Origin of the sequence: Actibacterium sp. MT2.3-13A (assembly GCF_018139985.1) — a bacterium.
Lineage (GTDB): Bacteria > Pseudomonadota > Alphaproteobacteria > Rhodobacterales > Rhodobacteraceae > JAGSOU01.
Genome location: NZ_JAGSOU010000036.1, coordinates 1 through 10,443, shown reverse-complemented (window position 1 = coordinate 10,443; position 10,443 = coordinate 1). Strand labels below are relative to the sequence as shown.

Sequence of the window (10,443 nt, the reverse complement as noted above, 5' to 3'; positions counted from 1 at the left end):
AATCGCCCGCCCCGCTGCGCGAGATGAAAGCTCCGCGCGTCGGGCGATTGCTCAACCTGCGCCGATCGGCGTAAACACCAACCGGGCTCCGGTCGCGGCCGGATGAAAATCCCGTAGCAGGTCACTGCGAAGAGGGTGGGGCGGTGACTACCGCCCCTTCCGCAGGGCTTTGTCCATTCGTACGGAGCAATCTCCGTAGGGCCTATCGGGGCGATGCGCGTGCGCCGTCGGTCGCAAGATCCTGCCCCAGGCGGCCCCGCATCATAGCTTCAGTCGAACCGAAGCACCGAGGAACCGACCCAGCCGGGCAATTGGTCCGGTCTCGCGGGCGCAAACATCTCGTAATAGACACAGCCCTCCGGGCCGGTTCCGATGGCAGCGTGGCGAGAGCCAGCCGGAAAAAAGACCAGGTCTCCGGGATGGGCCTCGAATTCCCCGCCATCGATCACCAGCCGCACCATGCCCGACACCATGATCAGCATTTGCTCGTTGTCGTGCCAGTGCGTCTTGCCATCGAAGGCAGCATCGGGCGTGGTTTCCACCCGCACCACCGACATCTTGTCGCCGCAGATCCCCCTGCGGTCGGAGCCGGCCCGCATCCCGGCGATCTTTGGCAGGTTATCCCAGTTGATAAGCATGATTCGTCCTTCTGGATCAGATACTTGGAATCAGTCCGCCATCGATGCGGATGACAGACCCGGTGATGTAGGAAGCCCTTTCACTGGCGAGGAAAGCGACGGCATCGCCGTATTCCGCGGGGTCGCCATAACGGCCTACAGGGATCGATGCGGTGCTTTCCGCCGCGACATCCTCGACCGAACGCCCTTCGCGTTCAGCTTTCTTTTCGTCGAGAAAACGGATGCGCTGCGTGGCAATACGCCCGGGCAGCACGATGTTGCAGGTGACGCCGTCCTTGCCGACTTCCCGCGCGAGCGTCTTTGACCACCCCACAAGCGAGAGGCGCAAGGCGTTCGACATGCCGAGGTTGGGGATGGGGGCCACGACGCCCGATGAGGTCGACGTGATGACCCGGCCCCATCCGCGCGCGCGCATCTTCGGCAGAACCGCATCGGTGATCGAGAGCACGGACAGGACCATGCTGTTGAAATAGCTCGTCCAATTCTCGGCCGGTTGGCCGGAAGCGGGCGTCGGCGGCGGGCCACCGGTGTTGTTGACCAGGATGTCGACCGCGCCCAGGCGTTTTTCGATCTCGGCCAGGTTCGGCCCGATCCGCTCAAGATCCGCCAGATCCCACTGGAGCGACATGGCCGTCCCGCCAGCTGCCTCGATCCGTTCGACCGTCCGCTGCGCTGCTTCGGCATTGATATCCGCAACGGCCACTTTTGCACCTTCCGCGGCCAGCGTTTCGGCTATCGCCCCGCCGAGGCCGCCACCTGCGCCAAGAACGAGAGCGCACTTCTCAGAAAGTCCCAGGTCCATTCCGCTTCTCTCCCTTTTCACGCTTTCGTCGTTGCAGCCTGCAGTTCGGCGCGGAAATGATCCGCGACGGCACCGCGCGTGGTGAGCCAGATATCGTCACGCTCCGCACATTTGCGGGCGATCTCGGCATAGGCCCAGGCCCCGGCGGGGCGGCCGTAGCAATGGGTGTGCACCAGGACGTCAATGATCGTCGTGTCGTCTTCATTGGCCAGCATCGGCGGCAGGCACTGATCGAAGAGTTCGATGAACTGACCGGGCGTGCGGCCGAACCGCATCGAATGCGACAGATCGTTGATCTCGATGGTCAGAGGAACCCCGACCAGTTCGCCCTCAGGATAGGTCTGCAGATAGGGCAGGTCCGCATCCAAAACGTCGCCCTGCCACTCGTAGCCATGCGGGATCAGTCGGCGTAACGTCTCGTCGCCGGCGGTGGCCCGGGGGCTGATCCAGCCGCGCGGCCGCGTGCCGGTGACCTGCTCCAGCATTTCGGTGGTGCGGCGGATCGATTCCTCGTCCTCTTCAGGGGCCAGCGTGGCCGGGATCAGGTTTTGCGCCCAACCATGCGCCACGATCTCATGACCCGCATCGGCAACGGCCTTGACCTGAGCCGGATCGCGTTCGGCAAGCATGCCGGAGACAAAGACGTTTGCGCAGGTGCCGGCCTTGTCGAGCGCCCTCATCAGCCGTTGAATCCCGGCATTGGCGCCGTATTTCCCGTAGGACACGGCGTTGGGGTCGCGCACGCCGCCCGGCAGCGGATTCCCCATGGGCCCCACGCCAGAGGCCGAGTCATCCGTGTACATCTCGTAGGCGACGTTCAGGATCACGGCCACGTTCCGGCCTCCGGGCCATTTCATGCCTGCTGGCGCGCGACGGATTTCGGGGGCAATGCTCTCATCTGCCATTGGGGGTCTATCCTTGTCCTAGAAGGGATGTACAGAACGGTGCTCAAACGCCGGGTCTGCAACATGCTTACAAGGCGCCCATCCTGCAGGAAAACGCAATTCAGTCAGCCGCACCTGAATTTCGTGCATCTGCCGGGCATGCACGAAATTCATCTCGCAATGAGGTTTATTAAGTTTCGTTCAGCGAGTTTGCTCTAGGGAGGACAGCGTCCCTTGTGCAAGTCTTCCAGACACGTGATGGCTGTCACGCGTTTGATTTCGCGGAAAATGTGCCATGTGCCCTGCGGTGTCGGGGGTGCGCAAGCGAAGGCGGCCAGTTCACTAAACCTGGTTGGGAGGATCAGACCATGACATTCAATTTCCGGGCGCTTGCCGGGGCCCTGACGCTTGGCGTTTCGCTGCTTGGTGGCTCTGTCGAGGCCGAAGAGATCAATTTGCGGTTGGCCTGGCTGAGCGCCGACAGCCCGCGCGACCCCTACGCCATCACCGCCAACGCTTTCAAGACCGCAATCGAGGAAGCGATGCCCGGCCGTGTGTCCGTCGCCCTGTTCCCGAACCGGCAGCTCGGAGATGACAAGGAAATCCTGGAAGGGATGCAGTTCGGCACCATCGACATGGGCCTGATCACCAACGCGGTCGTCGCGAATGTCGAGCCGACCTACCAGCTTCTCGATCTTCCGTTCCTGTTCGGAAATTCGAAACAATCGCACGCGTTCCTGGACGGGCCGATAGGACAGGAACTCGCCGGGAACCTTCGCCGGCACAACCTCGTGTCTCTGGGGGCTGCGGAAGGCGGTTTCCGCAACATGATCAACAATTCCAGGCCGGTGACCAAACCCGCTGATGTTGTCGGCGTGAAGTACCGCACGATGCAGAACCCGGTCTTCATCGAGATGTTCGATTCGCTGGGCGGCAACCCTGTTCCCATGGCCTGGGGCGAGGTGTTTACCGCGATGCAGCAAGGAACGGTCGACGGTCTGGAAATTCCTTCTGCCGTGGTTCAGGCGAACAACTTCTTCGAAGTGACCAAATACCTGTCGCAGACCCGCCACACCTATTCGGCGATCCATCTGCTGATGTCCGAGCGGAGTTTCAGCCGCCTGCCTGAAGACATCCAGAAAGCCGTGATCGAGGCTGGCCGCACCGCGCTTGAGGTGGAACGTCAGACCGTGGCCATGAACGAGCATGAGATATTGGAGTCGCTCAAAGCTTCGGGCATGGAAATCAATGATGTCGAGGATGTCGCCCCGTTCCGTGAGGCTGTTCAGGGCGTGTATTCTCGGTTCGAGGCATCGATCGGCGCGGACCTTCTCGCCCGGGCACGCCAAGCCGTATCGGGCAATTGACCCACACTTCCGCCCTGCGTGAAATCAAGAAGGCCCGGAAATGACATCGATAGGAGCAGCGCTGTCGAAAGCGAGCGAGTTCGTCAGCAAACTTACCGCAGCCGTCTGCGTGATGATCATCTATCTCATGCTGGGTCTTCTTTCAGCGCAGGTTTTCCTGCGCTATTTTTTCGGATCGCCACCCAGCTGGACCGAGGAGGTGGCGATCATCCTCTTCGCCTGGCTCGTCCTGCTCTATGCGACCGTTGGCGTGCGTGAGCGGTTCCATGTGGCGGTCGACATGATGATCGTCGAAACGACGTGGCTGCGTGTGTTGCTCGACAAGATTGTCGCGCTGGCGATCCTCGGCTTTGGCGTCGTCCTGTTCTGGGCCGGTCTGTCTTATGTTGAGAGGACGGCGGGACAGAAATCAGCGGCCCTGCAGATCCCGATCGAGGTGTTGCACGGCGCCGCTCCCGTATGTGGGGCATTGCTGGCCTTCCATGCGATGGCGATTCTTCTCTCTGCCGAAAAGGCCCACTGACATGAGCATGACCGTCGCAACCCTCATGTTTGGGGCTCTTGCGCTCTTGCTGCTCCGGACGCCGCTTGCCATTGCAATCGGTCTGGCGACGGCGGGAGCGCTCTATGTCGCCGACATCAACATGGGGATTCTGCCCCAGCGATTCATCTCGGGCACACAGTCCTTCAGCCTTCTGGCGATTCCCTTCTTCGTTCTGGCCGGCGATCTGATGACCGCAGGAGGCATCTCGCGCAGGCTGGTCGGCCTGGCGGATGTTCTGGTCCGGCACCGGACCGGAGGGCTCGGCATGGTTGCGGTGCTCGCGGCCGCCTTTTTTGCCGCGCTTTCCGGATCGGCGCCCGCCACTACCGCGGCCATCGGCACAATCATGATCCCCGAGATGGAAAAGCGCGGTTACTCCCGGCCCTTCGCAACGGCGCTCGCGGTTTCGGGTGGGATCATCGGCCCGATGATCCCGCCTTCAATTCCGTTCGTCGTCTGGGGTGTGATGTCCGAACAGTCGATCAGCCGGCTTTTCCTTTCCGGCATCGCGCCCGGTATCCTGTTGGCGCTCGGGCTCATGGCGCTAAGCTGGTGGCATGCGCGCCGACACAAGATCGCACCGCAGCCACGCGCAGGTGCCGCAGAAATCTGGTCGGCCTTCAATGCTGCCAAATGGGCGCTTCTGGGACCCGTCTTCGTGCTGGGAGGCATCTATGGCGGGATCGTCACGCCGACCGAAGCAGCCGTCGTTGCCGTCCTCTTTGCGCTCGTCCTAGGGGTGTTGGTCTATCGCGAAATGGATCTGCCCAGGATCATCAGTGTCACGAAATCTTCCTTGAAAACAATGACCATCGTGATGTTCATTGTCGTGGCGGCGAATGGTTTCGGGTGGCTGGTCGCCTTTGAGCAGTTGCCATCCAAGTTGACCGCGAGTCTGGCCGAGTTCGCGGACCAGCCGGTGGTCTACATACTGATGCTGAATTTCGCCCTTCTGGTGATAGGCTGCCTGATGGACAATCTCGCGGCGATGATTGTGCTTGCGTCTTTCCTGATCCCGATTGGTCAGCAACTCGGTATCGATCCGATCCAGTTCGGGGCAATCATCACCATCAATTTCACGATCGGGATGGCGACGCCGCCTTTTGGCTATGCGGTTTTCGTCGGGGCCGCGATCAGCGGCCTCAAGCTGTCGCAAATTGTGCGCCCCCTGCTTCCGATGCTTGGTGTCATGGTGCTGGTCCTGCTGCTGGTCTCTTTCGTCCCGGAAATCACACTCTGGAAGGGGATGATGTCGAAGTAACCTTCGATGAATTCCGTGCATCTGGATGTGCGCGATATTCGCTCTCCTGCAGCAACGGACAGTTCTAGGCTCCCCCTTGGGAGGAGACCAACCTTGAATGCAATATCAAACGCAAAACTGGAAGAGGCCGACCGTCGCAACATTCATGCACGTCTTGGGATGCTGGTGCCTTCGGGCAATATTCTTGCCGAAGACCAAGTCCGTGCATTGCTGCCGGCGAGCGTGGCACTTCATGTGACGCGCCTTCCGCTGACCCACAGCTCTGACGATGCGCTGAGAGCCATGATCGAAGGCCTGCCGCAGTCCGCAGCCATGCTCGCTGACGCAAGGGTGGATGTCATTGCATTCAACTGCACCGCCGTATCGACCCGGAAACCGGGCGCGGACGCCGACATCGTGCGCCGGATAGAAAACGCAACGGGCACGCCAGCGCTGACGACGGGAGATGCACTTGTTCAGGGGCTGCGGGCGCTCGGATGTTCCCGGATCGCGCTCGTCACCCCCTATGTTGCACCAGTGGTCGAACGGGAAGCCGCGTATTTCCGGCATTATGGGTTCGAGGTGCTGTCAGCGACCGGCTCGGGGATAGACACCAACTGGGACATGGCGAAGGAACGTCCCGAACTGTGGTTCGACTGCACGTTGGCCCAGAAGAACGAGGCGGCCGACGCCTATGTGCTTAGTTGCACGGCAATTCGCACCCTGAGCATCATCGGCCCGCTTGAGGAAACGCTCGGCCGCCCCGTTCTCACCAGCAATCAGGCGATCACCTGGCTCGCGATGCGGCGCCTCGGTGCGGAGCAGAGCGCTTCCGGTGCCGGCCGGCTTTTCAGAGCGGCTTGAGCGCAATTGCATCCGCTGCACCGGGGACGACCTGCGCCGTCTTTGATTACAAAGGAGAGGAGAGACCATGAAGACCATTCATACCATTGCGGCAGCGCTGACGCTGGCGCTCGGGCTGGGCAACGGCGCTTCTGCCGAGACCTGGGATATCGCCACACCCTATCCCGAAGGGAACTTCCACACGCAAAACATCATCCAGTTCACCAAGGATGTGGACGCGGCCACCAACGGCGCGCTGAAAATCACTGTGCATCCAGCGAATTCGCTGATCGCGCACCCCGAGATCAAGAACTCAGTCCGCTCGGGCACGATCCCGATGGGCGAATTCCTGCTCGGCCGTTTGTCCAACGAGAATCCGCTCTTCGAACTGGACATGCTGCCTTTCGTCGTTTCCGGGTATGATGATGCCCGCGAGATGTGGGACGCGTCGCGGCCCGAGATCCAGGAGCTTCTGGGCCGCCAGAATCTGCGGGTGCTGTTCTCGGTGCCATGGCCGAACAACGGGATCTACGTGAACTCCGAGATCAACAGTACCGAAGATCTGCGCGGCCTGCGGTTCCGCACCTACAACACCACGACCGACCGATTTGCCGAACTGGTCAACGCGGTTCCCACCCAGGTCGAAGTGTCGGATATTGCCCAGGCCTTCTCGACCGGTCGGGTGCAGGGAATGATCACCTCGGCAGCCACCGGCGTGGCGGTCAGCGCCTGGGATTTCGTGGACCGCTACTATGCCGTCCAGTCGTTTCTCGGCAAAAACGTCGTCGTGGTGAACGAGAAGATGTTCCAGGCCCTGCCTGAGGATGTCCGGAAGGCCGTGCTGACCGCAGCGGCCGAGGCCGAAACGCGCGGTTGGGCGTTGTCCCAGGAGAACGACGCCAAGATGGCAGGCGTTCTGGCCGAACACGGCATCACGGTCGAAGCACCCTCCGAAGCGCTGCAGGCCGGATTGCTCAAGGTCGGCGAGACCATGCTGGAAGAGTGGCTCGCTCGTGCCGACGCCGGAGGTGGCAGCATCGTCGAACGCCTGAAAAACTGACCGAACAGGCCGGGGTGGCCTTCCGCTGCCCCGGTTTTTTGCATCCATGCGCCATTTCGGGAGGAGGCGGGACTTCATGCTGCGCAGCATTCTTGACGCGACCTACAGAACTGGAGAAATCTTGGCGGCCTTCCTGTTCTTCTTGATCTTTGCGATGATCTTGACCCAGATCGGGCTGTCCCTGGGCGACCGGCTCCTGGCCATGGCTGATCAACCGCCGCTGGGCTTGTCCGTACCTGCCTATGCGGAGTTCGCCGCCTATCTGATGTCGGCTGGCAGCTTTCTCGGGCTTGCCGGAGCGCTGCGTGCCGGGGTCCATGTGCGCGTCACGCTTCTGCTGCACAGCGTGGCGCCTGGAGTGCGCCGCCTGATGGAGGTGGCCGGCGGAATTGCTGCGACTGTCGCGGCCGTCTATTTCTGCTGGCGGCTCTATGTCATGGTGCATGAAAGCTGGCTTTACAGCGACACCTCCTACGGTCTGATCGCGATACCGATCTGGATACCGCAAGCGCCGATGGTCGTCGGTTCGGCCGTCCTCGCCATCGCTTTCGCCGACTACACCGTCTCCGCCATCCTGAACCGAATGCCCGATGAAAGCGGCACCTTCCCCGAATAGAGAGACTGAGACATGGATCTGGCCATTGCCGTTACGGTTTTCGGCGTTCTTTTTGCCCTTCTGGCGCTCGGTGCGTGGGTCGCGATCAGCCTGCTGATCGTTGCCGGCGTGTCGTTGATGCTGTTCGCGAATGTGCCCATGGGCCAATTGCTCGCGACCTCCGGCTGGAGTTCTGTGGCCTCTTATCCGCTGACGGCCTTGCCGCTGTTCATCTGGATGGGCGAGATCCTGACCCGCTCACGCCTGTCATCGGACCTGTTCACCGGGCTCGCACCATGGCTCGGCAGGATGCCCGGCGGCCTGGTGCACGCGAATATTTATGGCTGCGGTCTGTTTGCCGCCGTTTCGGGTTCGTCGGCCGCCACCTGCGCCACGGTCGGCCGGATGACGGTTCCCGAGTTGAGGAAGCGCGGCTACGACGACGACCTGATCCTGGGAACGCTCGCCGGCTCGGCCACCCTCGGACTGCTCATTCCGCCGTCGATCATCCTGATCGTCTACGGCGTCGCCACAGAGCAATCGATCGCGCGGTTGTTCATCGCGGGTGTCGTGCCCGGACTCGTCCTGATCGCGATGTTCACTGCCTATGTCATGTTCCGAAGCCGCCTCGACCCAAAGCTGATGCCCGCGGCCGAGGCCGCCTTGCCGATCCGGGAAAGGCTGCGCCAGACACGAAGCCTTGCACCCGTTGCCATTCTGATTGCAGGCATTATCGGGTCGATCTACGGCGGTGTCGCGAGCCCGACGGATGCTGCGGCGGTGGGTATCGCATTATCCTTGCTGTTCGTCTGGATCTCCGGCGACCTGACCTGGCGCGTGTTTCGCGACGGCCTGATCGGGGCAACCCGGACCACATGCATGATTGCCTTCATCGTGGCCGGAGCCAGTTTCCTTTCCGCCGCGATGGGCTTCATTGGCCTGCCGCGGAATCTGGCCGCATGGATCGGCGGGCTTGGCCTGCCGCCTTACGCGCTGATCGCGGCGTTGACGATGTTCTTTATCGTGATCGGCTGCATCCTCGACGGCATATCGATCGTGATCCTGACGACCGCGATCATGCTGCCGATGGTCACGGCAGCCGGCATCGACCCGATCTGGTTCGGGATCTTTCTGGTGATCGCTGTCGAGATGAGCCAGATCACCCCGCCGGTCGGGTTCAACCTGTTCGTGATCCAAGGCATGACGGGGGTGAACATCTTCCGGATCGCGCGCGCCGCCCTGCCGTTCTTTTTCCTGATGCTTGGGTGCATCGTACTCATGGTGGTCTTTCCCGGGATGGCCACCTGGCTGCCGGCGACGATGATGTCCCGTTGACCCGTCCGGCCGCTTTGCCGATTATCGCGCGACAACTGAAAGGGTAGTGTCCGCTTTGAACCTGCGCCGTTTCGACCTCAATCTGCTGGTGATTTTTCAGGCCATCATCCTTCGCAGGTCGGTCGCCGGCGCGGCCGGCCAGATCGGGCTTTCGCCGTCGGCCGTCAGCCACGCTCTTGCCCGGCTGCGCATCATGCTCAATGACGAGCTTTTTCTGCGCACGCCAACGGGGCTCGAGCCCACGGCGCGGGCGCTCGAACTCTATGAGGAAATAGAGACCGGCCTGTCGCATATTTCGACTGCGATCGAGCTGCAGCATCGGTTTGACCCGGCCCGTTCGGAACGGATCTTTTCGATGCGGATCGCGGATTATGTCGGTGGCATTCTGCTGCCGCGGCTTTCCGAGAGGCTGTGCCGTGAAGCGCCGGGCGTCTCGGTGCAGGTGCTGCCATTCTCCGTCGCGGAGGAGCAGGTTACCGATAGTGCTGATGTCCAGATCATGTTCACACCGAATGACCAGCATCAGAACGAAGCGCGCAGCAAAAGACTGCTCACCGACCGGTTCATGGTGGTGATGCGCGAAGATCACCCCGCAGCAAGCCAGGAAATGACGGCCGAGCTCTATGCCAGCCTGAAGCATGTGAAACTTTCAATGGCGGCGACGGGAACCAAACTGATCGACGATGCGCTGGCGCGGCGCGGACTACGCCGGCAGGTGGTCATGACCGTGCCGAGCTGGTTCGATATGCCGGAAATTATCGAGAAAACCGATCTGGTCGCAATCGTGCCGAGCAGTTGGCCACAGGCCGACGCACGTCTGGCGCGGCTTCATTCCGTGGCGCTGCCACTGGAGGAAGTCAGTTTTTCGATCGACCTTTGCTGGGACGTCCGGCGGGAGAGGGATCCTGGCCAGAGGTGGTTCCGGACCCTGATCTCAGAGATTTTTTCGGAAGAGGCATGAAACGGGCGCCATCAGTGGCTGAGCGGGACAAAGGGGGCTCGTGGCGGTTTGCTGTGACCCCCGATAGTTCCTCCGGTTGATGCTAGAGTCCGACCTGACAGAAGGATCGGACCATGAAGCCATCGAAGTTCAACGAAGCGCAGATCATCGACATCCTGAGGGAGGCCGAGGCGG

The 10,443-nt window shown here is 61.5% G+C and carries 11 protein-coding genes; 8 read left to right on the top strand and 3 right to left on the bottom strand.

Going from position 1 to position 10,443, the window contains the following annotated elements; all coding sequences use genetic code 11:
- Positions 1 to 269 precede the first annotated feature (269 nt).
- From KCI33_RS17655 to KCI33_RS17645, 3 genes are read right to left on the bottom strand one after another with little or no spacing between them, the layout of a single operon-like run.
- Positions 270 to 638, bottom strand: coding sequence for a cupin domain-containing protein (locus tag KCI33_RS17655; protein ID WP_212526122.1), 369 nt, complete (start codon positions 636 to 638; stop codon positions 270 to 272).
- A gap of 16 nt (positions 639 to 654) precedes the next feature.
- Positions 655 to 1,440, bottom strand: a complete 786-nt coding sequence (locus tag KCI33_RS17650; RefSeq protein ID WP_212526121.1) for an SDR family oxidoreductase — start codon at positions 1,438 to 1,440, stop codon at positions 655 to 657.
- A gap of 17 nt (positions 1,441 to 1,457) precedes the next feature.
- Positions 1,458 to 2,345 carry a polysaccharide deacetylase family protein gene (locus tag KCI33_RS17645; RefSeq protein WP_212526120.1) on the bottom strand — a complete coding sequence of 296 codons (888 nt, stop codon included), beginning with the start codon at positions 2,343 to 2,345 and terminating at the stop codon, positions 1,458 to 1,460.
- Positions 2,346 to 2,692: 347 nt separating this feature from the next.
- On the opposite strand from KCI33_RS17645, the gene KCI33_RS17640 reads away from it, so the two are divergent.
- From KCI33_RS17640 to KCI33_RS17605, 8 genes are all read left to right on the top strand, one after another.
- Entirely contained in the window at positions 2,693 to 3,691 is a 999-nt protein-coding gene (locus tag KCI33_RS17640) for a TRAP transporter substrate-binding protein (protein WP_212526119.1), read from the top strand.
- 40 nt (positions 3,692 to 3,731) lie between these two features.
- Entirely contained in the window at positions 3,732 to 4,214 is a 483-nt protein-coding gene (locus KCI33_RS17635) for a TRAP transporter small permease (RefSeq protein ID WP_212526118.1), read from the top strand.
- Between the two features lies 1 nt (position 4,215).
- Positions 4,216 to 5,496 (top strand): TRAP transporter large permease, encoded by a 1,281-nt coding sequence (locus KCI33_RS17630; protein ID WP_212526117.1) that lies wholly within the window; start codon positions 4,216 to 4,218, stop codon positions 5,494 to 5,496.
- A gap of 93 nt (positions 5,497 to 5,589) precedes the next feature.
- Positions 5,590 to 6,339, top strand: a complete 750-nt coding sequence (locus tag KCI33_RS17625; RefSeq protein WP_212526116.1) for an aspartate/glutamate racemase family protein — start codon at positions 5,590 to 5,592, stop codon at positions 6,337 to 6,339.
- 67 nt (positions 6,340 to 6,406) lie between these two features.
- The gene (locus KCI33_RS17620; protein WP_212526115.1) at positions 6,407 to 7,378 is read left to right on the top strand and encodes a TRAP transporter substrate-binding protein; all 972 of its coding nucleotides are present in this window, start codon (positions 6,407 to 6,409) and stop codon (positions 7,376 to 7,378) included.
- Positions 7,379 to 7,454: 76 nt separating this feature from the next.
- The gene (locus KCI33_RS17615; protein ID WP_212526114.1) at positions 7,455 to 7,994 is read left to right on the top strand and encodes a TRAP transporter small permease; all 540 of its coding nucleotides are present in this window, start codon (positions 7,455 to 7,457) and stop codon (positions 7,992 to 7,994) included.
- Positions 7,995 to 8,006: 12 nt separating this feature from the next.
- Positions 8,007 to 9,308 (top strand): TRAP transporter large permease subunit, encoded by a 1,302-nt coding sequence (locus tag KCI33_RS17610; RefSeq protein WP_212526113.1) that lies wholly within the window; start codon positions 8,007 to 8,009, stop codon positions 9,306 to 9,308.
- A gap of 46 nt (positions 9,309 to 9,354) precedes the next feature.
- On the top strand, positions 9,355 to 10,269 hold the full coding sequence (locus tag KCI33_RS17605) for a LysR family transcriptional regulator (RefSeq protein WP_349252223.1): 915 nt from the start codon (positions 9,355 to 9,357) through the stop codon (positions 10,267 to 10,269).
- The last annotated feature ends 174 nt before the right edge of the window (positions 10,270 to 10,443 follow it).